The organism is Sinorhizobium sp. CCBAU 05631 (assembly GCF_002288505.1).
In the GTDB taxonomy this organism is placed as follows: Bacteria; Pseudomonadota; Alphaproteobacteria; order Rhizobiales; family Rhizobiaceae; genus Sinorhizobium; species Sinorhizobium fredii_C.
Map to the genome: position 1 here is coordinate 1,820,168 of NZ_CP023063.1, position 21,552 is coordinate 1,841,719.

The 21,552-nt window shown below is 62.3% G+C and carries 23 protein-coding genes; 13 read left to right on the forward strand and 10 right to left on the reverse strand.

The window, feature by feature from the left end; translation table 11 throughout:
• Position 1: 1 nt before the first annotated feature.
• Positions 2 to 355, reverse strand: a complete 354-nt coding sequence (locus SS05631_RS08985) for a DMT family protein (protein ID WP_037424128.1) — start codon at positions 353 to 355, stop codon at positions 2 to 4.
• 247 nt (positions 356 to 602) lie between these two features.
• Here SS05631_RS08985 and uvrB point away from each other — a divergent pair, with 247 nt between their 5' ends.
• The gene (gene uvrB, locus SS05631_RS08990) at positions 603 to 3,650 is read left to right on the forward strand and encodes an excinuclease ABC subunit UvrB (protein WP_095677957.1); all 3,048 of its coding nucleotides are present in this window, start codon (positions 603 to 605) and stop codon (positions 3,648 to 3,650) included.
• A gap of 244 nt (positions 3,651 to 3,894) precedes the next feature.
• Positions 3,895 to 4,620, forward strand: coding sequence for a hypothetical protein (locus SS05631_RS31830; protein ID WP_245369164.1), 726 nt, complete (start codon positions 3,895 to 3,897; stop codon positions 4,618 to 4,620).
• Positions 4,621 to 4,842: 222 nt separating this feature from the next.
• Here the strand turns inward: SS05631_RS31830 and SS05631_RS09005 are convergent, their stop codons facing one another.
• Positions 4,843 to 5,460 carry a J domain-containing protein gene (locus tag SS05631_RS09005; RefSeq protein WP_086022816.1) on the reverse strand — a complete coding sequence of 206 codons (618 nt, stop codon included), beginning with the start codon at positions 5,458 to 5,460 and terminating at the stop codon, positions 4,843 to 4,845.
• Between the two features lie 504 nt (positions 5,461 to 5,964).
• Here SS05631_RS09005 and SS05631_RS09010 point away from each other — a divergent pair.
• Positions 5,965 to 6,177, forward strand: a complete 213-nt coding sequence (locus tag SS05631_RS09010) for a cold-shock protein (RefSeq protein ID WP_012708287.1) — start codon at positions 5,965 to 5,967, stop codon at positions 6,175 to 6,177.
• A gap of 231 nt (positions 6,178 to 6,408) precedes the next feature.
• Here the strand turns inward: SS05631_RS09010 and dusA are convergent, their stop codons facing one another.
• Positions 6,409 to 7,566, reverse strand: a complete 1,158-nt coding sequence (gene dusA, locus SS05631_RS09015) for a tRNA dihydrouridine(20/20a) synthase DusA (protein WP_095677960.1) — start codon at positions 7,564 to 7,566, stop codon at positions 6,409 to 6,411.
• 276 nt (positions 7,567 to 7,842) lie between these two features.
• Here dusA and SS05631_RS31835 point away from each other — a divergent pair, with 276 nt between their 5' ends.
• Complete coding sequence (locus SS05631_RS31835) at positions 7,843 to 8,136, forward strand: hypothetical protein (RefSeq protein ID WP_050988415.1); 294 nt, start codon at positions 7,843 to 7,845, stop codon at positions 8,134 to 8,136.
• Positions 8,137 to 8,230: 94 nt separating this feature from the next.
• Here SS05631_RS31835 and SS05631_RS09025 read toward each other — a convergent pair whose 3' ends face one another.
• Positions 8,231 to 8,485, reverse strand: a complete 255-nt coding sequence (locus tag SS05631_RS09025) for a hypothetical protein (RefSeq protein WP_050988416.1) — start codon at positions 8,483 to 8,485, stop codon at positions 8,231 to 8,233.
• Positions 8,486 to 9,028: 543 nt separating this feature from the next.
• On the opposite strand from SS05631_RS09025, the gene SS05631_RS09035 reads away from it, so the two are divergent.
• Positions 9,029 to 9,250, forward strand: a complete 222-nt coding sequence (locus tag SS05631_RS09035) for a hypothetical protein (protein WP_244412415.1) — start codon at positions 9,029 to 9,031, stop codon at positions 9,248 to 9,250.
• A gap of 324 nt (positions 9,251 to 9,574) precedes the next feature.
• On the opposite strand, the gene SS05631_RS09040 is transcribed toward SS05631_RS09035, so the two are convergent.
• A complete protein-coding gene (locus SS05631_RS09040) occupies positions 9,575 to 9,823 on the reverse strand; it encodes a hypothetical protein (RefSeq protein WP_037426719.1) in 249 nt (82 codons plus the stop codon).
• 412 nt (positions 9,824 to 10,235) lie between these two features.
• Here SS05631_RS09040 and SS05631_RS09045 point away from each other — a divergent pair, with 412 nt between their 5' ends.
• From SS05631_RS09045 to SS05631_RS09065, 5 genes are all read left to right on the forward strand, one after another.
• The gene (locus SS05631_RS09045) at positions 10,236 to 10,475 is read left to right on the forward strand and encodes a DUF982 domain-containing protein (RefSeq protein ID WP_037426721.1); all 240 of its coding nucleotides are present in this window, start codon (positions 10,236 to 10,238) and stop codon (positions 10,473 to 10,475) included.
• Positions 10,476 to 10,890: 415 nt separating this feature from the next.
• Positions 10,891 to 11,103 carry a hypothetical protein gene (locus tag SS05631_RS09050; RefSeq protein ID WP_050988417.1) on the forward strand — a complete coding sequence of 71 codons (213 nt, stop codon included), beginning with the start codon at positions 10,891 to 10,893 and terminating at the stop codon, positions 11,101 to 11,103.
• A 211-nt stretch (positions 11,104 to 11,314) separates the two neighbouring features.
• The gene (locus SS05631_RS09055) at positions 11,315 to 12,001 is read left to right on the forward strand and encodes a fumarylacetoacetate hydrolase family protein (protein ID WP_037426723.1); all 687 of its coding nucleotides are present in this window, start codon (positions 11,315 to 11,317) and stop codon (positions 11,999 to 12,001) included.
• A 53-nt stretch (positions 12,002 to 12,054) separates the two neighbouring features.
• Positions 12,055 to 12,585, forward strand: coding sequence for a gamma carbonic anhydrase family protein (locus SS05631_RS09060; RefSeq protein ID WP_037426726.1), 531 nt, complete (start codon positions 12,055 to 12,057; stop codon positions 12,583 to 12,585).
• A 73-nt stretch (positions 12,586 to 12,658) separates the two neighbouring features.
• On the forward strand, positions 12,659 to 13,312 hold the full coding sequence (locus SS05631_RS09065) for a phytochelatin synthase family protein (protein ID WP_037426728.1): 654 nt from the start codon (positions 12,659 to 12,661) through the stop codon (positions 13,310 to 13,312).
• Positions 13,313 to 13,322: 10 nt separating this feature from the next.
• On the opposite strand, the gene SS05631_RS09070 is transcribed toward SS05631_RS09065, so the two are convergent.
• From SS05631_RS09070 to SS05631_RS09080, 3 genes are read right to left on the reverse strand one after another with little or no spacing between them, the layout of a single operon-like run.
• The gene (locus SS05631_RS09070) at positions 13,323 to 13,718 is read right to left on the reverse strand and encodes a Fur family transcriptional regulator (protein WP_037426730.1); all 396 of its coding nucleotides are present in this window, start codon (positions 13,716 to 13,718) and stop codon (positions 13,323 to 13,325) included.
• Entirely contained in the window at positions 13,718 to 14,539 is an 822-nt protein-coding gene (gene znuB / locus SS05631_RS09075) for a zinc ABC transporter permease subunit ZnuB (protein WP_037426734.1), read from the reverse strand. The genes SS05631_RS09070 and znuB overlap by 1 nt, the downstream gene beginning before the upstream one ends.
• Positions 14,532 to 15,440, reverse strand: coding sequence for a metal ABC transporter ATP-binding protein (locus tag SS05631_RS09080; protein WP_037426745.1), 909 nt, complete (start codon positions 15,438 to 15,440; stop codon positions 14,532 to 14,534). The genes znuB and SS05631_RS09080 overlap by 8 nt, the downstream gene beginning before the upstream one ends.
• A 157-nt stretch (positions 15,441 to 15,597) precedes the next feature.
• Here SS05631_RS09080 and SS05631_RS09085 point away from each other — a divergent pair, with 157 nt between their 5' ends.
• On the forward strand, positions 15,598 to 16,620 hold the full coding sequence (locus SS05631_RS09085) for a zinc ABC transporter substrate-binding protein (RefSeq protein ID WP_037426749.1): 1,023 nt from the start codon (positions 15,598 to 15,600) through the stop codon (positions 16,618 to 16,620).
• Positions 16,621 to 16,718: 98 nt separating this feature from the next.
• Here the strand turns inward: SS05631_RS09085 and SS05631_RS09090 are convergent, their stop codons facing one another.
• Together SS05631_RS09090 and SS05631_RS09095 are read right to left on the reverse strand one after the other, a co-directional pair.
• Entirely contained in the window at positions 16,719 to 17,090 is a 372-nt protein-coding gene (locus SS05631_RS09090; protein WP_037426751.1) for an RcnB family protein, read from the reverse strand.
• 122 nt (positions 17,091 to 17,212) lie between these two features.
• Positions 17,213 to 18,844: a glycoside hydrolase family 43 protein gene (locus tag SS05631_RS09095; RefSeq protein ID WP_037426783.1), complete on the reverse strand. Its 1,632-nt coding sequence runs from the start codon at positions 18,842 to 18,844 to the stop codon at positions 17,213 to 17,215.
• 315 nt (positions 18,845 to 19,159) lie between these two features.
• On the opposite strand from SS05631_RS09095, the gene SS05631_RS09100 reads away from it, so the two are divergent.
• Both SS05631_RS09100 and SS05631_RS09105 read left to right on the forward strand, forming a co-directional pair.
• Positions 19,160 to 19,735, forward strand: coding sequence for a TRAP transporter small permease subunit (locus SS05631_RS09100; protein WP_037426753.1), 576 nt, complete (start codon positions 19,160 to 19,162; stop codon positions 19,733 to 19,735).
• Positions 19,732 to 21,525, forward strand: a complete 1,794-nt coding sequence (locus SS05631_RS09105) for a TRAP transporter large permease subunit (RefSeq protein ID WP_037426756.1) — start codon at positions 19,732 to 19,734, stop codon at positions 21,523 to 21,525. The genes SS05631_RS09100 and SS05631_RS09105 overlap by 4 nt, the downstream gene beginning before the upstream one ends.
• Positions 21,526 to 21,552: the final 27 nt, after the last annotated feature.

Sequence of the window (21,552 nt, forward strand, 5' to 3'; positions counted from 1 at the left end):
CTCACCCCTTGAAGATAAACGACGCTCCCAGCGCGATGAACGCGAAGCCGACGAGTTGATGCCAACCGATCGACTCCTTTAGCCAGAAGACCGAGAAGAGGACGAAGATGCTGAGTGTGATCACCTCCTGCATCGTCTTCAGCTGCGCCGCCGAATAGACGGAATGGCCGATGCGGTTGGCCGGTACTGCCAGCCAGTATTCGAAGAAGGCGATGCCCCAGCTGGCGACGATGACGATATAGAGCGGCGAGGACGTAAACTTCAGGTGGCCGTACCAGGCGAAGGTCATGAAAACATTCGAGGCGATGAGCAGCAGCACCGGCCAGACATAGGCGGGATTGATGGCAAAGGACATGAAGACCTCGGGAGGACGCGAATCGGTGCACGAGGATGATCTGGACGCAGCCGTCGGTTCAAGTTCTTCTGATCCGCGCTGAACCAGTACCGTCCAACGTGAACCTGTCCCTGTCATCGGAAAGCAACGTCCGGTCTTACCGGAGCCCTCGACCGGTTCGCCAAGGCAGGAAATTCCGCGCCGGCCGTTTCCCTTTTGTACTCATTCCCCCTTTTCTTTCGCGCTGACTCTCTCCATATTCCCGGCCATGGCTCAAAATCCGAAGAATCCCCCGAAGAAATCGGCAGCGCCCGGCGGTTTCGAAGAAGCCCCGCAGGCGCCGCTTTCCGGTGCGCCGCTCTCCGGCAACGTCTCCGACTGGGTGAAGCAGCTCGAGGCGGAAGCGGAAACCTCCGCTTTCGAAAGCCAGCGGGAGATCGCCTCCAAGGCCGGCAAGCACCGCAAGAAGGTCGAGATTGCCGCCTCGAAAGCGGCCGCGGATGCGGAAGAGAAATCGGCCGAAGGCCGCAAGCCCGAACGGGCGTCCGAGCTGACGCAAGGCCCCCGCGGAGCGAAGGCGCTGCGCGCCGACAGTACGAGCGGAAAAACTTTCAGCGGCAAGACCGCACGCGGCACTTCCATGGGCGGCAGCCACGACCCGAAGACGCGCGCCGCCGCCGGGCTCAACCCGGTCGCCGGTCTCGACGTTGCACTCGAGGATGCCGACAAGCTGACGACGGGCTCCGGCGTCACCGCCACGGTCGAGGCGCTCGCCAAGCTGATCGAGAGCGGCAACCCGCTGTTCAAGGACGGCAAGCTCTGGACCCCGCACCGCCCTGCCCGGCCGGACAAGTCGGAAGGCGGCATATCGCTGAAGATGGTGACCGACTACCAGCCCTCCGGCGACCAGCCGACGGCGATTGCCGATCTGGTCGACGGCCTCTCTTCGGGCGAGCGCAACCAGGTGCTGCTCGGCGTCACCGGCTCCGGTAAGACCTTCACTATGGCCAAGGTGATTGAGGCGACGCAGCGCCCGGCCGTCATCCTGGCGCCGAACAAGACGCTCGCCGCCCAGCTCTATTCCGAATTCAAGAACTTCTTTCCGGAAAACGCGGTCGAGTATTTCGTCTCCTACTACGACTACTACCAGCCGGAGGCCTACGTTCCGCGTTCCGACACCTATATCGAGAAGGAATCCTCGATCAACGAGCAGATCGACCGCATGCGCCACTCGGCGACGCGCTCGCTGCTCGAGCGCGACGACGTCGTCATCGTCGCCTCGGTCTCCTGTATCTACGGTATCGGCTCGGTCGAAACCTATACGGCGATGACCTTCCAGATGAATGTCGGCGACCGACTCGACCAGCGGCAGCTCCTCGCCGACCTGGTGGCGCAGCAGTACAAGCGCCGCGACATGGATTTCCAGCGCGGCTCCTTCCGGGTGCGCGGCGACACGATCGAGATCTTCCCGGCCCACCTGGAGGATGCCGCCTGGCGCATCTCCATGTTCGGCGACGAGATCGACTCCATCACCGAGTTCGATCCGCTTACCGGCCAGAAGACCGGCGACCTGAAATCGGTGAAGATCTACGCCAACTCACACTATGTGACGCCGCGCCCGACCCTGAACGCCGCCATCAAGGCGATCAAAGAGGAGCTGACGCATCGCCTTGCCGAGCTTGAACGGGCCGGCCGCCTGCTCGAGGCGCAGCGGCTGGAGCAGCGCACCCGCTACGACCTCGAAATGCTGGAAGCCACCGGCTCCTGCCAGGGTATCGAGAACTATTCGCGCTACCTGACCGGCCGCAGGCCGGGCGAGCCGCCGCCGACGCTGTTCGAATATATTCCCGACAACGCGCTAATCTTCATCGACGAGAGTCATGTCACCATTCCGCAGATCGGCGGCATGTATCGCGGCGACTTCCGCCGCAAGGCGACGCTCGCCGAATACGGCTTCCGCCTGCCCTCCTGCATGGACAACCGACCGCTGCGCTTCGAGGAATGGGACGCGATGCGCCCGGACACGATCGCCGTCTCGGCGACGCCCGGCAGCTGGGAACTGGAGCAGTCCGGCGGCGTCTTCGCGGAGCAGGTGATCCGCCCGACCGGCCTGATCGACCCGCCGGTCGAAGTACGCTCCGCCAAGACCCAGGTCGACGACGTGCTCGGAGAAATCCGCGAGACCGCTGCCGCCGGCTACCGCACGCTCGTCACGGTGCTGACCAAACGCATGGCCGAGGACCTCACCGAGTACCTGCACGAGCAGGGCGTGCGGGTGCGCTACATGCATTCCGACATCGACACGCTGGAGCGCATCGAGATTATCCGCGATCTTCGTTTAGGTGCTTTCGACGTGCTGGTCGGCATCAACCTGCTGCGCGAGGGCCTGGATATTCCCGAGTGCGGCTTCGTCGCCATTCTCGACGCCGACAAGGAAGGTTTCCTGCGTTCGGAAACCTCGCTGATCCAGACGATCGGCCGCGCCGCCCGCAACGTCGACGGCAAGGTCATCCTCTACGCCGACACCATCACCGGCTCGATGAGTCGGGCGATGGAGGAGACAGCCCGCCGCCGCGAGAAGCAGATGGCCTATAACCTCGAAAACGGCATCACGCCGGAATCGGTGAAGGCGAAGATCTCCGACATTCTCGACTCGGTCTACGAGCGCGACCACGTCCGCGCCGACATCTCCGGCGTAGCCGGCAAGGGCTTTGCCGAGGCCGGCCACCTCGTCGGCAACAATCTGCAGGCGCATCTCAATGCGCTGGAAAAACAGATGCGCGACGCCGCCGCCGACCTCGACTTCGAAACCGCCGCGCGGCTGCGCGACGAGATCAAGCGCCTCAAGGCGGCCGAGTTGGCCGTGCTGGACGACCCGATGGCAAGGGAAGAGGCGAGGAGCGCCGAGGGCGGCGGCAAGCGGGGCAGCAAGGCCGCGCCCAGCCCGATCTCCCCCCCTGCGGGGGAAATGTCCGGCAGGACAGAGGGGGGGGCTTCCACGAGCTATTTCGCCAAACCCTCGCTCGACGACATGGGCCCGGGTACCGATACCGAGCGCCCCCTCTTCCGCAAACCGGACCTCGACGAAATGGGCCGTGATGTGGCTATCCCCGCGGGCAAGGGTCAGTCGCTGTTCCGCAAGAATACCCTCGACGAGATGACCGTCGGCCGCACCGAAAAGCCGGTTGCTGGCCACGTTCCGGAAAAGCCTACCCTCACCCGCGCCAAACCGGGCATTGGCTCCTATGAGGACCAAGCGGACGAGAAGCGGCAGAAGGGCCGAACGAAAGGAAAAACGGGGCGGCCGGGGCGGTAATGGATCGAGGGACTCGATTTTAGAGAACCCATTTTTCGCTACTCCGCCGGCCGACCGCTCGATCGGCCCGTAAGGGTGACGTGAGAAGACGTGTATTCACGCGCCGCACCCTATCTTTTTTACGGGCCAGTTCACGCGCCCATCCCCGTTTTCCCCATCCTCACGCAACCAAAAACCCTAACTTTATAGGGAACATTCCCGCAGATTGCGAATTTCAGTTCAAACTAATTTAGGGAGAACGAAGATGCGCATCCTGGAAACATTTTTGACGAGCACCGGTCTGGCGCTGATTTCGGCCGGATTTATTGCATCGGCCCCGGTTCCGGCACAAAGCCAGGATCGGCCCATCCTTATGGCTCAGCAGTGCAGCCCGCTGACAGACACGAACTTCGCGGCTTGCTGTGCGGCGGAAAACCGAGCCGACATCCTCACGTCCGCGCAAATCGCGCAATGCCCGCCTTTGTCTACGGCAGTGATTGCGCCCACCAATCCCTTCTCAACGACTAATGCCGGCGGCGGCGGCCTCGGCGGAGGCGGGGGTAACGGCGGTGGTTCCGGGGGCGGCGGTGGTCCCGGTGGCGGAGGCGGCAACGGCGGCGGTGGCGGCGGCGGCGGCAACGACGGCGGTGGCGGCGGCAATGACGGCGGTGGCGGTGGCAACGACGGTGGCGGCGGTGGCCACGACGGTGGCGGCGGTGGCCACGACGGTGGCGGCGGTGGCCACGACGACGGCAATGGTGGCGGTCATGACAATGGCAATGGCGGCGGTCATGACGACGGCAACGGCGGCGGCCACGACAACGGCAATGGCGGCGGTCATGACAATGGTGATAAGGATCGCGGCAACAACGGTTGGGGCAACGGACGGGATTCAACAAATCCCGGCAGCGCTCATGGTAAGGGCGTTTCGAAAGGTGGCCCGGGCGCCGGACATTCGCAAAGCGGCTCGAAGACGGGCGGGGCCAGATAACACGCAGCGTCGATGATCGTCCCAATCCGCCCATCGATGGACAATCAATGCTCTATAGGCGGCGCCAGCGTTTGGCGCCGCCTATAGATTTTTGTACTTCCGCAGAAATACGGGCTGCTTGTGGTGCAGTCCACGGCAGACCGTGATCTGGATCATTTCACGATTCGTTGCACGCATTTCCTGAAATGAATCGCGTTGCGACGGCACGCTCCACACTGAAGCTTACTCCGCCGCCCGCGCCTCGATCTCCAGCGGCTCCATCTCATAGGAATAGCCTTCCAGCATCTGGTACGCCTCCTCGATCACCTCGATCTGCGCTTCGGCGTTCTTAATGGCCTCGCCGATCGACTGGCTGCGGGCGCGCAGCATCGAGCCGAGCACGTCCGTGTCCGGCCGCCGGCCGAGGCGGTCCATGTGCTTGCGGACCCGTGAGCGGTGGCGCTCCAGTTCGAGGATATGGAAGCGGGTCTTGACGATGTCGTCGGAGAGTTTGCGCCGCATGGCCGCGACCGGATCGAAACTGCCGGGCTCGCGAAGGTCGAGAATGAAGTCGTTGACGAGCGTCTCCAGCATCATCAGGCCCTTGAGCTGCTTGGGATCGACGAGCTGCGGATCGTAGCCGGTGTCGTCATAGACCTTGCGGCGCACCGGATCTTTCAAAAGATCATAGGCCGCCTGCAGCTTGCCGAACTCTTCGGCATCGCCGCCGCGGTCCGGATGCGCGGTTTTCACCGCCCGCCGGTAAGCCGCGCGGATCGCCCGCTCGTCGGCGTCGCGCTCAAGTCCAAGGAGGGCATAGGGATCGATCACGCGGGCCACCTGCTTTTCGTCGACTTGCAATGTTTCCTGTCCGGTCCAGACCTACCGGTTCGCCGCGCCAGCAGCAAGGCCAGTGACGAATGCCCGAGGCGCGCCACGCTCAACGCAGCGTCGGGACGAAATTGTGGTCGAAACGAGGCAATCCACGACATTTATCCTCGCCTCGGGCTGCATTAAACTCAGGGAAAGGTCGACCTCACAAGGCATTGACCGGATACCGCCACGGCTAGAACTCTCTACTTGCCTTTTCCCCCGAATACTGCCACTCCTAGCGCCGTTCGGGCGATTTCAATCCCGGAGACTGGACTTTCGTTTGAGCCCGGCCACTGCCGGGACTGCCGCAAGCGGCATCGTAGACGTCTTTTCCCCGATATCGTGACCACTCGACGCTTTCAGCATATCGCTGAAGACGACCGGTTCGTTTCCTCCTGAGGGGGCACGAACACACTACCTCAAGCAGCCAAGCCGTGCTATTGAAGCGCTGGGTTGCGGCAAATGACAGACTGAAGGAAAAGGACTTCTTCCATGGCCACCAAGGGCATCGTAAAATTCTTCAACCAGGACAAGGGTTTTGGTTTCATCACGCCGGACGGCGGCGCGAAGGACGTTTTCGTCCACATCTCCGCCGTTCAGGCCGCCGGTCTCGCGACGCTCAAGGATGGCCAGCAGGTCAGCTTCGACACCGAGCCGGACCGCATGGGCAAGGGCCCGAAGGCCGTCAACCTCCAGGCGCTCTAAGCCGGACGTTGCGATCAGATCGTGAAGGGCGGCGCCTCGCAAGAGGCGCCGTTTTTCGTTGGGGTTGCCCCACTGGAACTCCCTCAATCCTGTGCTTGTCACAGGAATCCAGTGCGCCAAGTCCCTGGCGCCGTAGGGTGCTTTGAAGCTCTCGGTACAGCTTTAGTCATTCGCACCGCAGACGCGCTGTGGCTGAATTCCTGTGACAAGGACAGGAATGAGCGCGGCCCCCTACTCCGCCGCCTCACGCGCGGTGACCGCCTCGAACACAGCCTCGAAGGCGGCATGGATGACGTCCGGACCGGCGCCCTTGCGGGTGGCGTCGGCGGAAAGCATCTGGCGGAAGCGCCGCGCCCCGGGCCAACCCTGGAACAATCCCACCATGTGGCGCGTGATATGGATCAGCCGGCCGCCATTTTCGATATGGGCGGCCGCATAGGCTGCCATGGCATCGCGCACATTTACCCAGAAAGCGAGCGACAGGCGATGATGGCGGCCGGAGAAGGCCTCCGGCTCGATCGGCGCCGGTGGGACGCCGGTCAGCGGGTGGTTGAAATAGCCGTCCGCGGCTGTCAGCAGGCCGCTGTCGTGGTAGGCGGCGCGGCCGAGCATGACGCCGTCCAGCGGCGCTCCATTTCCCGCCTCGCCCCCGGCAAGCCTCGGCGATGGAGCCGGAAACGGCCGCGCGTCGAGATGCGCCAGCGCCTGATCCAGAGTCTGAAGACCGCCATTGAGGCCGATGAAAAGATTTTGGTTCTCGGCCTTCAGCCGATGCACAAGACCATAGTCGAGCGGCGGGATTTCGCGGTTCTCCCGCGGCGACAGGCCCTTAAGCCAGGCCTTGCGGGCATGCACCCAGACGGCATCCGTGCCGGCATCCTTGACGCGCTCGACGAGCGTGCGAAGCGCCACCTCCGGATCCTGGTCGTCGACGCCGATGCGGCACTTGACCGTGACCGGAACCTTCACGGCCGCCTTCATCGCCGCCACGCATTTGGCGACCAGCTCCGGCTCCTGCATCAGGCAGGCGCCGAAGGTGCCGGACTGCACCCGGTCGGAGGGGCAGCCGACATTCATGTTGATCTCGTCATAGCCGGAGGCTTCGGCGATCCGCGCCGCCTCCGCCATCTTGACCGGATCGTTGCCGCCGAGCTGCAGCGCGACCGGGTGCTCCGTGGCGTGATGGCCAAGCAGCCTATCCCTGTCGCCGCGCAGGATCGCGTCGGCGACGATCATCTCCGTATAAAGCAGCGCATGACGCGAGAGCTGCCGCGCGAAGAAACGGTAGTGACGGTCCGTCCAGTCGATCATAGGCGCCACGGCAAAAACCGGGGCATTGAAGTACCGGCCCTTTCCCGGTTTTTCAGTCGGTTGCGCCGTTTCTTTCATATCCGGTTCGCTCTTGTTTGATCCCTTTTTAGACCCGTTTCGCTGTGCTATTGCTACAACTGAGGGGCGTGTAGAAAAATCATGGGCACCATTGGCGAGCAAAAGCCTCGCAATGGGCAGAAATCATACTGCGCAGATCCGAATAATGCGAGATGGCGCCACAGTCCAGGCGCAGACGTTCGAACGTCGGCTGGCCGCCGCGGCTTGGCTGAAGAAGCGGGAAACCGCATTGGCGGAACCAGGCGCTCGAGAAGCTGAAAGAGCGAGATCGCCAAGATGTCCTGCAACGACATTGCAGCGCCGAGATTGCCGAATTCGCGAAAAGCTTTCGCAGGGTCGTCGGCCGGCGGCAAATACATCTCACACCTGTCGAGTATTTTCGCGATCGCCCGCCCCGCCTGGAAGATCGATCTCGACTACCCGGCCATGGAGGACGCCCAGGTCGTATTGAAGCGCCTCGGCCTGGTTGCGAAGTCGTCGCACGCGATCGCCGGCCGACGCTCGAGGAGCTCCCACAAGCTCATGGAGCACTACAGCGATCGAGCCTCGAATTTCGTGGAGGAAAGATGAGCCCGATTGTTTGCGGCGGACCAACGAGCTCATTCAGTCGAGACGGGTATTTTTTCCTATGGGCTCATTTTAACAGGCGGGGCCGGCTTGTCGATTAAGCCTTGGATCCATGTGGCGCTTCGGGAATAATCCCTTCGTCGCTGTCGAGTAGTGCTTTCAGAAGCTGCCTTCTATTCTTTATATCGAACTCTCGCATAAAATACAGAACTCTCAGACCTTCCATTACCGCCGTGTGGCTCTTCGGATCGACCCGGTGCACGTCGCACCAATCGGTGACGACCTGCTCCACAAGCTCGGCTTCGCTCTCCAGCGTCGGTGCGATCTGGATCTTCTTTGTTGAATGAGCCATCGAGCCTCCTCCCAGGTTGCCGAAGGGGAAAATCCCAGAGCAGCATTGCGGAAGGGGGCGGAAGCGCCGCTCTGGGACTCGCACCATCAGACTTCAGCATTTGTTTAGCGGGTGCGCATGGTCGCATATGGATCAGAAAAAACCCTCGGCAATGGGGGTAAGACCTTTGTCCAGATCTGCTCGGACTAAAGTCCCTTACGGCCGTCCGGCGGGAACTGGTGAAAGCCTTTTCCGTTCTTCCCTCAGTCTTCCGTGGGAGTGCGATTATGTTTGTCCAGGATAACAACAAGCCGGAACGGAGCGCCTCGCCGGGCCTTCCCATCGGCCTTCTCTTGCTCTCTGTTGGCGCTCTCCTAGCCTATCTTACAATCGGTGGAGCGTGGTCGGAGAACAGCACTGAGACAGTCGTGTACGCGCCGCAAATCACAGACGTCCCAACGACGCGCTGAATTTCTTTGCGCGCTAGTTGTTCGCCGACAACGCAATCAGCAGCAAGCAGGCAAAAACATGTCCGTGGTTCGAGTCGGCAGAGCGCGCTTGGCGATGGCTCTGCCGCAATATCGAAAGCAACTGCTCTCCATAAAGAGCGCTGAACTCGACGACCTTTTCGAAGCCTACGCCCTCTCGGCGGCAGCACTGGAAAGACTGAGTACACAAACGCCGATACAGCCGGAGCTCGTGGCAGAATACAGGGACATTTGCGCAAGCATTCAAACTGAAGTCTTGCGGTTGCTGGCGGGAAGCGGCGCCGCCGGAAATGCCTGAAGATTTCGGATTCTTTGCTTTTGGGCCGAAGCTTTCGAAGCGCTAACTCGCAATTAAAAACCCTCTGCAGGATTTGGCCGACTATCTGGACCAGCGGCGCGACGCCGCGTTGAAAGAGTTCCGCCAACTGCACAGATGAACATGCGGATTCGTGATCATCTGCGGCGTGAGCGATGCGGATCGGGGCCTTGTACTGCGCCGACGCAAAGAAGGCGAGATGGCACGACCGCTCGGTGTGCATCGCAGAGCCACGACATCGTTGCGCCGCGCGCCCCGCCGGCCGACTTGATGTGCAGCGGCGACGCGGCGGCCATGGCTGGTCGGCTACCGAAATCCAGCCTGCCGGAACCACTCCTGGACGCCGGCCAGCACCGCCGACTTGGCGCCCTCAAGCGTCGGCTCATAATGAAAGCCGGTATTGTTGGTGCCGTTGCAATGCGAAATGCGCCAGGCCCAGTCGCTCATCGTCTCGCGCTTCATGACGAAGGCGACTTCGTGCCGGCCCAGCATGGCACAATAGGTTCCGTTGCGCAGCGGCAACCATGTCAAGCGGATCTCTGCAACCTCTATCATTTCAGCCTCCAGCCGAAAATATAGTAGGCTGGCAATCAAGTGCTTGAAACCCCAGCAATTGAGGGGCTTGCGGCCAGAGGCGGGGAAGAACGGTTATCGCGGACGGAACAACCTTGGAGGGAAGCGGCGGGCCGGCCGAAATGCGCGGCCGGGCACTGTCGGCCGCTTGCACGGACGCAAAAAGGCCAGCCTCTCGAAAATGCGGACAAACGAAAAAACCTGCGCTAGATTGAAGAGGCTGACTGCGGACGCGCCCAGAGCCTGCGCGGAACCGGGCCATGGCCGACGACGTTTGCATTCGAAACTCGAATAGGCGGGAGGAGCCGCGCTCGAGGGCCCTCCACCCGACTGTCGGAACCGAAATTCGCCGGTCCCGGACTTGTCCGGGACGTCGCACCTCAGGAGGAGAAGCATGCATCAGGTGTTGTGGAACCGTCCTATCGAGCTTGGACTGACCGCCGGCGATATCCGCATGGTCAAGGGGCCGTCCGATGCGCTCGCATGCCTGGCAGGTCAATGGCCGCACCGCGGTCCCTATTACGTCGCAGCGCGCAGCGCCTGCCGTGCGGCGATTGCCGGCCGTCGGACTCCCGACGAGGCGCGCAGGCTGTTCATTTTTGCCGTCGAGGAAGCGCATCTGAGAGCTCATTGAGCCGGAGAGACGCTATTTCGACCGATCCAGTGTTCAGCGTCTGTGTACGCCCGTACCTGTATTGTCTGCTATTTGCGCGCCAAAACCACGTCGGGAGGCCGAAATCATAATATTTATAGGTAGATCGCGGGGCGCATAAATAGTATTAATATCGTCAGCCAACGGCTTTGCTTGAAGATCAAGGTCGTTTCCAATATAAGCAAGGGCGCAAACTTTAAGTCATCAGCATGCCTTCGGGCGAGGCCGAATTTGCGGCCAATCTTGAAATGACACGGAAATTTCCGCGAAACCGCCGGATTTCTGTCGTGAAGCGTTCATCTAAAGCCCTTATATTCTGAGGTGCCTCATAAAGAACAAGTTCGGAGTGTTTAACTCCGGACAAAAAGGGAAAAGAAAATACTACGGGAGAGACATCATGATGAGAGAGAGCAATCTCCGACGTATCGTCGAAGTCAGCATGAAGCGTGAAACCGGCCGCAAGGACATCGGCATCATGACCGTTCGCCAGGCCCTTGAGCTTCCCGAAGTGCCGAGCCTCGAATACAGCCACCCGGAACTCAACTCGCGCTCGGACGGTCGCTTTCTGACCCGCGACCAGCTTGAAGCCTATGCCCGCTGCTGCGCCTGACCGCAGGCCCTGCGAGCCCTATAAATCACTCTCGGCATAAGTTTGCCTATTGCCGCAGCCCTTCCGGCTGCTAACGTCCCACCAAAGAATCGCTACAGCACCACCGTCCAGCCGGCACGGTAGGTCGCTGTAGCGTTTCGCCTCCCGCATATTCATTTGCTCGGCGCCAAGCCTGGCTGATGCGAGAACCGGACGACAGGAAACCGCCATTTTGGAAACCGTCATACCGCCCTCACCTCCTGTGCTTTTGCCGATTTCCGGGAGTGCCGTCGGCTTTCCGGTGCGCCGCGTCTATTGCGTCGGCCGCAACTATGCGGCCCATGCGCGCGAGATGGGACATGACCCCGAGCGCGAGCCGCCGTTCTTTTTCCAGAAGAATGCCGACAACCTGCTGCCGACCGGCCAGGATTTCCCCTATCCGCCGCTCTCCTCGGACGTGCACCACGAGGTGGAACTGGTCGTTGCCCTTCGCCACGGCGGTGCGGATATCCCGGTCGAAGAAGCGACCGCGCATGTCTACGGCTATGGCGTCGGCATCGATTTCACCCGCCGCGACCTGCAGGCCCAGGCGAAAGAGTCCGGCCGGCCCTGGACCGCGGCCAAGGCCTTCGAGCATTCCGCGCCGATTTCGGCAATCGCGCCGGCGACGGCCGTCGGCCATCCGGCAAACGGCAATATCTGGCTGAAGGTCAATGGCGAGACGCGCCAGCAGGGCGACCTCGCCCAGATGATCTGGACGGTGCCGGAGATCATCGCCGAACTCTCACGCCTCTTCACATTGGCACCCGGCGACATCATCATGACCGGAACGCCCGCCGGCGTGGGTGCCGTCGAGCGCGGCGACGTCATCACCTGCGGCATCGACGGTATCGCGGCGCTCTCCGTCAAGGTCGTCTGACGCGCCGCGTGGAAGGCTGCACGCGCCTTGCCGCTCAGCAGAAGGAACGCACCATGCCACTTTATGCATTGGGACCGCTGCAGCCGAACACGCCGCCGCAAGGCAGCTACTGGATGGCGCCGGACGCCCATGTCATCGGCCAGGTGGAGATCGGCGAAGACGTCGGCATCTGGTTCGGCGCGACCTTGCGCGGCGACAACGAGCCGATCCGCATCGGTGCACGCACCAACATCCAGGAGGCGGTGATCGTCCATGTCGATCCGGGCTTCCCGGTGACGATCGGCGAAGGCTGCACCATCGGCCACAGAGCCATCGTTCACGGCTGCAGCATCGGTGACAACTCGCTGATCGGCATGGGCGCCACCGTCCTGAACGGCGCCAGGATCGGCCGCAACTGCCTGGTCGGCGCCAATGCGCTGGTCACCGAAGGCAAAGAATTTCCAGACAACTCATTGATCGTCGGCGCCCCGGCCAAGGTGATCCGGACGCTCGACGACGCGGCCGTCGAAGGTCTGAAGCGCTCGGCCGAGCATTATGTAAAGAATTGGCAGCGTTACGCCGCGCAGCTTAGCCGGCTGGACTGAGCCTTCGACAGCATCGGTAGGCGCGGCTATCGCCTTGCGCTATGCTCTGCCAGCATTTTCAGAAGTCAGGGCGATGAGGCGTGGAATTCTCGTCGGTGCCGCAATTGGTCTCTCCGTCCTCCTCGGCGGCGCCTATGTCTTGCGCCCAGCCGAGGTTTCGCCGGCTGCGATCCGCGCCTCGGTCGAGCAATCGCCTGACCTGCTGGACCGCGCCTGGAGTCTCCCGGTCGCCCTGAGCTATGGGCGGACACTGACGTGGCAGGCGAACGGCTCCTTCTGCGGCCCGGCCAGCGTCGCCAACCTCTTCCGCTCCATAGGCGAAGAGGAGACCACCGAAACCGGGGTGCTCGAGGGCACCGGCTGGTGCCGGCTCGGCTTCTGCTGGATGGGGCTGACGCTCGACGAGCTTGCCGAGGTGGCGGGCGCCCAGACGGATCGCAATGTCAGCGTGTTGCGGGACCTGACGCCGGAGGAGTTTCGGCGGCATTTGCGGGCGAGCAACGATCCGGCCAAGCGCTATATCGTCAACTTTTCACGAGAGGCGATCTTCGGCGCCGGCGTCGGCCATCACTCGCCGATCGGCGGCTATCTCGAGGCGGAAGATTTGGTTTTCGTCCTGGACGTAAACGAGCGCTTCAAGCCCTGGCTCGTTTCGCGCGAAAAGCTCTATTCGGCGGTGAACACCTTGGACGGCGACCGCAAGCGCGGCTTGTTGCTGCTCGAATAGATGGACGGCTTCAGGCGCAGCTCTTGCAGTGCCCGCGGATTTCGATCGTGGTCTTCTCGGTCTTGAAGCTCTGGGCGCGAACGAGCGTCGACAGCCGCTGTTCGATCGCCTCGTCGTGGAACTCGGTCACCTGCCCGCAGCCCTCGCAGATCGTGAAGGCAGTCACGCCGTGGTCATGCTCGTGCTCATGCGGGCACGTGCAGGCCACGAAGGCGTTGAGGCTTTCCAGCCGGTGGACGAGGCCGTATTCCAGCAGCTTGTCGAGGGCGCGATAGACCTGGAGCGGCGCCCGGAAGCCGTGGTCCCTGAGCTTGTCGAGGATCGTGTAGGCGCTCATCGGTCCGTCCGAATGAGAGAGCGCGCCCATCACCAGCGACTGGTTTTTGGTCAATTGGGGCGTACCCATCAATGTCCTCCCTGCGAAGAATGCGACGCGCGCCCTGGTCGGCCGACCGGCAGCAGACTGAGCACGAAAAGCGCCAGCGCGGCAACCACGATCGATGGTCCGGAGGGTGTATCCCAGTGCAGCGAGCCAAAAAGCCCGCCGGCGACGGCAAGAGCGCCGATCAGCGAGGCGAGGACCGCCATCACCTCCGGCGAGGTGGCGAAGCGGCGCGCGGTCGCCGCCGGGATGATCAGCAGCGAGGTGATGAGGAGAATGCCGACGATCTTCATGGCAATGGCGATCACCAGCGCCATCAGCAGCATGAAGACGAGCCGCGCCCGTCCCGGCTTCAGTCCCTCGGCCTCTGCAAGCTCCGGATTGACCGTCGAGGCGAGCAAGGGCCGCCAGAGATAGACGAGCGCCAGGATCACCAGGATGCCGCCGCCCCAGATAATGTCGATATCGGCCTCCGAAACGGCGAGGATATCGCCGAAGAGGAAGCCGACGAGGTCTATGCGGACCCAGGTCATGAAGGCGACGATGACCAAGCCGATCGACAGCGCCGAATGCGACAGGATGCCGAGCAGCGCATCCGTCGACAGGGCGCCGCGCCTCTGCAGAAAGAGAAGCAGCAGGGAAACGGCCGAGGCGACGATGAAGACGCTGATCATCAGATTGAGGTCGAGAAGCAGCGATAGCGCCACGCCAAGCAGCGCCGAATGGGCCATCGTGTCGCCGAAATAGGCCATGCGCCGCCAGATGACAAAGCAGCCGAGCGGTCCCGCGACCATGGCGATGCCGATGCCGGCGAGCAGCGCCCGGATGAAGAAATCGTCAAGCATCGCGCTTCTCCGCGGCGTCAAAGCCGTGCAGCCGTGTGTGATGGCCGCAGCCGCAGTCCGGCTCGTGGTCGTGGACGTTTTCGGCCTCGTCATGGTGATGATGGCCATCGCCGGGGAAGCAGCTCTCGGTGATGCTGCCGTCGGCGTGCAGCACCCGCCCGTCCGGCAGATGCGTGTGGTCGTGATGATGGCTGTAGACGGCCAGTGCCCCGGCGGCCCTGCGCCCGAAGAGCTTCAGATATTCCGGGCTTTGGCTGACGGCCTGCGGCGTTCCGCGGCAGCAGACATGGCCGTTCAGGCAAACGACAGTATCGGTCTCCGCCATGACGATGTGCAGATCATGCGAGATCAGCAGGATGCCGCAGCCGGTGCGGTTGCGGATCTGCTTGATCAATTCGTAAAGCGCGATCTCGCCGGAAAAGTCGACGCCCTGCACCGGCTCGTCGAGAACGAGAAGATCCGGCTTGCGGGCGATGGCGCGCGCCAGCAGCGCCCGCTGGAATTCGCCCCCCGAAAGATGCTGCACCTCGGCCTTGGCCATATGCAGCATGCCCGTTGCGGCCAGCGCCTCCTCGATCTCCCTGCCCTTCAATGGACCGGTCAGTGTCATCAACCGCTCGACCGTCAGCGGCAGAGTCCAATCGACGGCTAGCTTTTGCGGTACGTAGCCGACCTTGAGACCGGCAAGCCGCGCGACATTCCCTTCGTCGGGCCTCAGCACGCCGATGGCGGTCTTCGCGGTCGTCGATTTCCCCGATCCGTTCGGACCGATGAGCGTGACGATCTCGCCGCGGCTGATCGAGAATTCGACGCCGCGCACCAGCCAGCGCCCATTGCGGCGTACGCCCGCATTGGTAAGGCTGACAAGCGGCGCAATGTCTGGCGATCGGAAATTCAGCATCGAAAAATTCCGTCTTTTCACGGTTGCCTCTGGCTATCGCACACGTTATAGCATAACGCAATGGATGTAATAACATTACATGGCGATGCCGCGCAGTTTTGGAAGCGCGGATTCGCCGGTGCGATTTTAACTTTGAACTGCAAGCTCGGAGAATCCGATGAAATCGACGCCTGCCCTCCTCCTGCTCTCCACCCTCCTTCTGTCGTCGCCCGCCTGGGCGGAAGCTCCCAACGTGGTGGTCTCGATCAAGCCGATCCACTCTCTCGTCGCCTCGATCATGCAGGGCGTAGGCGAGCCGTCGTTGATCGTCGAAGGCGCAGCCTCGCCCCATACCTACAATATGAAGCCTTCGAACGCCGCAGCACTGCAGGCGGCAAATCTGGTGTTCTGGGTCGGCCCCGGGCTCGAAATCTTCCTTGAAAAGCCGCTCGAAACCTTCGGTGGCGGCGCAAAAGTGGTCGAACTCAGCGAGGCGCCCGGCATCGAGAAGCTCAAGTTTCGCGAGGGCGGCGCCTTCGAACCGCACGACGATGGCGACGAGCATGGCGAGGAAGGGCACGGGCACGGCGCCGAGGAAGCCAGCCATGAGGGGCACGATGCCGACGCTCATGGCGCCGCAGCGCAGGAAGCCGAGCACCATCACGGTCACGGCGAAGGCGAATTCGACATGCATCTGTGGCTCGACCCGATGAATGCCAAGGCCATGGCCGCCGAGATCGAGAAGACGATCGCCGACACCGATCCCGCCAATGCCGCGGCCTATAAGGCCAATCTGGAAAAACTGAACCAGAGGCTCGATGGCCTGGATAAGAGCCTCGCCGAGACGGTTGCGCCGATCAAGGACAAGCCCTTCATCGTTTTCCATGATGCCTATCAATATTTTGAGCACCGCTACAAAGTGCGCGTCGCAGGCTCGATCACCGTCAGCCCGGAGGTATTACCGGGCGCGGAGCGGCTTTCCGAGATCCACGCCAAGATCGAGGATCTCGGAGCCACCTGTGTCTTTGCCGAACCGCAATTCGAGCCGAAGCTGGTCAATGTCGTCCTAGAGGGCACGCCGGCCAAGTCCGGCACGCTCGACCCGGAGGCGGCCACTCTGGAGGCAGGCCCGGATCTTTACTTCCAGCTGATGGAGAATGTCGGAACGTCGCTCAAAGCCTGCCTTTCTTCGGCCAGCTGACGTCGCCCTCCCGCGGTAGCGAGGGCGGGTTCGCAGGAGCCCGCCTTCTTCATGGCGCCGTCGAGCGCCGAATTCCTCTCGCCCCTCGCATTCACATACTAATGGGCCGAGGCCAAGCCGACGATGACACCGGTAGCAAGGCTGATCAGCAGGAAGTCGTTGTCGACGCGCACCCATTGCTGGCCGCGCGGTGGAGTCCGCAGCCGATAGCGCCGGTAATCCCGGACATAGTCCATATGCCGCCGCTCGGACGGGCTCAGCCTATGGCCGCGCGCCCAACGGTATTTCTTGATGATAACGCGTTTTTCGATGGTCTTTTCGACGCGCTTATCGACATGGCGATCGACCGGCCGGTAGCGATAGCGATCATGCGCCTGTGCAAGCTCGAACGAGGCGCCGGCCGACTGAGCGAACGCCATCGGCGTGGCGAGGAATGAACTGGCGACAAGCGCGATCAAGAGGCGTTTCATAGGGTTTCCTTTCTTTGTCTGCCCCTGGAAACTAGTCCCCGCCTCCTGAACCGAATATGAAGTCGAGATTACATTTATGTAATGATAATCGATACTTATAAGTACTTTCTTACAAACAAATATCAGATCATAGAACCAAGCGCCTGATAGCGGAACCGGTCGAAATCCGCCGGCATGCCGCTGCCGGACGTGTCGAAGGCGAACATGCCGGCAAAGGCGCCGGTGAAAGAGCCGTGCTCGCCGCGGCCGCCCTCGTCCGAGACGACGCTCGCATCCAGCACAGGGCCGATGGAAGCCCAATCCTCCTCAGCGGTGGTCCGCCAGAAGAATTGGAGTTCGTTTTCCCTCACCTCCATTGCCAGGTGAACCGCGCCGTCCGGCACCGCCACGCCGCTACCGGCCGGATACTGCAGACGCCCATGCGGAAAATCGCCGGGGCATGAGAGGATGCTGACCACACGGCCGAGCGTCTCGTGCCAGGTGACGCCGAGCGCGTGGAACTTGTGGCGGTTATAATAGTGCGTCAGGCCGGCGACCTGCTGGTAGGTATGGGGTGCAAAGTCGACGACAGTCTCGGCTCGGAACGAATGATGCTCCTGGCGCCTCGCCACGAGCGCCTGCTCGAACCAACTGCCAATGCTTTCGCGGCCGAACAGGCGCAAATGTCCCTCGCGCCTCTCCAGCGAGAAGATTCGCTCCGGCAGCGGCGTGCGCAGCCATTGAAACTCCGGCGCAAGGATCGTCTCGTCGAAATCCGTCTCGATGACGGCGGGCTGCGAAAGAACGCTCGTCTCGGCCGGAGCCAGGACGCTCAGCTCCGGCACGATGCCGCCGCTTTCCAGATAGAGCCAACCGTCTTCCCGCCAGACGCACTTCTGCAGGGCCGTCTCGCGACCGAGCGTGCAGCGGCGCTGCGGCGGCAGCGGCCGGCCGCAAAGGTGGGTGTGATAGGCCTGCCCATCCGGCGTCTCGACATACTGACCGTGGCCGGCCCGCTGCAGCGGCGCTTCCGGATGATCCTTCGAGGTGATGAGATGGACCTGCGGGTGCACCTCGTACGGCCCGTCGATCGTCCGCGAGCGCGCCATGGTCACCGCATGGTCGTAGCCCGTCCCCCCTTCCGCCGTGGTCAGGTAATACCATCCGTCGCGCTTGAAGAGATGCGGCCCCTCGACGAGACCGAGCGGACTGCCGGCGAAGATGTTTTTGACGGGACCGACGAGCTTGCGCGTCCGCTCGTCCCATTCCTGCAGCAAGATTCCGTCGAAAGCCGGATGCTTCGGCGCACCGCCAAAACTCTCCGTGCGATGGTTCCACTGCATGTTCAGGAACCACTTGCGGCCGTCGTCATCATGGAAGAGCGACGGATCGAATCCCGAGGAATTGACATAGACGGGATCCGACCAGGTCGCCTCCACCGCTTCCGCGGTGACGATGTAGTTGTGCGCATCCTTGAAGTTGCCGTCGAAGCGCTTCACGTCCGTATAGACCAGCCAGAACAGCCCGTCGCAATAGGAAAGGCACGGGGCCCATATGCCGCAACTGTCGGGATTGCCGCGCATGTCGAGCTGGCTCGCACGCTCCAGCGGCCGGCGAACGAGGCGCCAGTTCACGAGGTCGCGCGAGTGGTGGATCTGCACGCCCGGAAACCACTCGAAGGTGGACGTCGCGATGTAATAGTCGTCACCGACCCGGCAGATCGACGGGTCGGGATTGAAGCCCGGCAGGATCGGATTGCGGATCATCGCGGTCATGTCTTGCTCCTCCATCTTTGCGCAGCATCCAGCCCCAAACTCGGCGCCGTTTCAAGGCCTTTCCTGTCCATCCAGCGCAGGCGCGGAGGGCGACCGAATCGCCTCCACGAGGGGAACCGCACGCCAATACAAGGCGGTATATCGAGCCTAGCGCCGGAGCTTGAGGCACTCCGAGGGCCTCCCCATGATACTTTCGTACATACGCCGGCCGCGAAACGGAAAAATGGCCGCCCAGACTTGAAAGGAAGCTTGAAATCGGCACTGTGACTGTGCTTGGCAGAACACCAAAAACCAGCCAATGCGGGGAGGTATTCAATGAATCCGTTACTCGGCTTCAGCCGATTGATCGATGCCATTACCGAGAGAATCGGCAAGGCAGTTTCCTGGCTCATACTCGTCGCCGTTCTCGTCAGCGCCGGCAACGCGGTCATCAGAAAAGCTTTCAACGTGTCGTCCAACGCCTGGCTCGAGGCGCAATGGTACCTCTTCGGCGCCGCCTTCATGTTCGCCGCCGCCTATACGCTCAGCCAGAACGAGCACATCCGGATCGATGTCGTCTACGGAATGTTCTCGCGGCGCGTCCAGCATTGGATCGATCTCTTCGGGCACGTCTTCTTCCTGATGCCCTTCGTGGTCCTGATGCTCTACTACCTCGTGCCTTACGTCCAAATGTCCTATGTCTCGGGCGAGGTATCGTCGAGCGCCGGCGGGCTGATCATCTGGCCGGCCAAGGCCATCCTGTTGTTCGGCTTCATTCTCCTCGCCTTGCAGGGCGTCTCGGAAATCATCAAGAAGATTGCCATCATGACCGGCAACATGGACGATCCGACCCCCTACGTACCGACCCACGCGCCGCTTGAAGACCCCGTCGCTCCGGAGGTACGCCCGTGATCGAGCTCATCGCTGAAAACCTGGCGCCGATCATGTTCGCCTCATTGATCGTGTTCCTGCTGCTGGGGTACCCGGTCGCCTTCTCGCTTGCCGCCAACGGCCTGCTGTTCTTCATCATCGGCGTGGAACTGGCGCCGCTTTCGGATTCGATCAATCTCTCCTGGCCGCTGCTCAACGCCCTGCCGGAGCGCTTCTGGGGGGTGATGTCGAACGACACATTGCTTGCCATCCCCTTCTTCACCTTCATGGGGATCGTGCTCGAACGCTCCGGCATGGCCGAGGACCTTCTCGACACGATCGGCCAGCTCTTCGGCCCCGTCCGCGGCGGCCTCGCCTATGCGGTGATCTTCGTCGGCGCGCTGCTTGCGGCAACCACCGGTGTGGTGGCGGCCTCGGTCATCGCCATGGGCCTGATCTCGCTGCCGATCATGCTGCGCTACGGCTATGACCGGCGCATCGCGTCGGGCGTCATCGCCGCCTCCGGCACGCTTGCCCAGATCATCCCGCCGTCGCTTGTGCTGATCGTTCTTGCCGACCAGCTCGGCCGCTCCGTCGGCGACATGTATGCCGGCGCCCTGATCCCGGGTCTCGTGCTGACAGGCCTCTACATGGGCTACATCCTGCTTATGACCTTCCTGAAGCGCGATTCCATGCCGGCGCTGCCGCTGGAAGCGCGTACGCTCGGATCGGGCGTGGCGTCGCTCATCGTCGCGCTGCTCGTAGCAGCCGGCATCGCCTATGCGGCGCATGTCTACCTGTCGCCAACCCAGGGCGAAAACGCCGACATTCTCGGCGCGACCGTCGGCGTCGCGATCATCTATGTCGTTGCGCTCGTCGATCGGGCCATGAAGCTCAATGCCCTGTCGCGCCTCGCCCAACAGGTCATCATCGTGCTGATCCCGCCGCTGGCGCTGATCTTTCTCGTGCTCGGCACGATCTTCCTCGGAATCGCGACGCCGACGGAAGGCGGGGCGATGGGTGCAGTCGGCGCGCTGATCATGGCTGCGGCGAAAGGCCGCCTCAACATGGAGGTTATCCGGGCTGCGCTCGCGTCGACCACCCGCCTTTCGGCTTTCGTGCTGTTCATCCTGATCGGCGCTCGCGTCTTCTCGCTAACCTTCTACGGCGTCAACGGGCACCTTTGGGTCGAGCACCTGTTGGTCGGGCTGCCGGGCGGCGAGATCGGCTTCCTGATCGCCGTCAACCTGCTCGTCTTCTTCCTGGCCTTCTTCCTCGACTTCTTCGAGCTCGCCTTCATCATCGTGCCGCTGCTCGCACCCGCGGCGGACAAGCTCGGCATCGATCTGATCTGGTTTGGTGTGCTGCTCGGCATCAACATGCAGACGAGCTTCATGCATCCGCCCTTCGGCTTCGCGCTCTTTTACCTGCGTTCGGTCGCCGCGAGGGTGCCCTATCTCGACAAGGTGACCGGCAAGATGACGCAGCCGGTGACAACCGGCCAAATCTATTGGGGTGCGGTGCCCTTCGTCGGCATCCAGATCGTGATGGTGGCGTTGACGATCCTCTTCCCGCAGATGGTCATGCATTACAAGGGAAGCGGCACCACGGTCGATCCGTCGACCATCAAGATCGAGGTGCCCGGTTTCGGGACGGGAGGCGGCGGACTGACCCTGCCCGACAACGGCGGCGGCCTCGGCCTTCCGGGCGGCCTGCAACTCCCCGGTGGCAGCCCGCTCGACCAGAAGCCCGCTGATCAGAACGGCGGCGCACAGCCGCAGCCGCAGACCGCGCCTTCGAACGATCTCAGTCAGCCGCCGTCGTTCAAATAGAGCAAGAATCGGCTCGAAATGCATCGG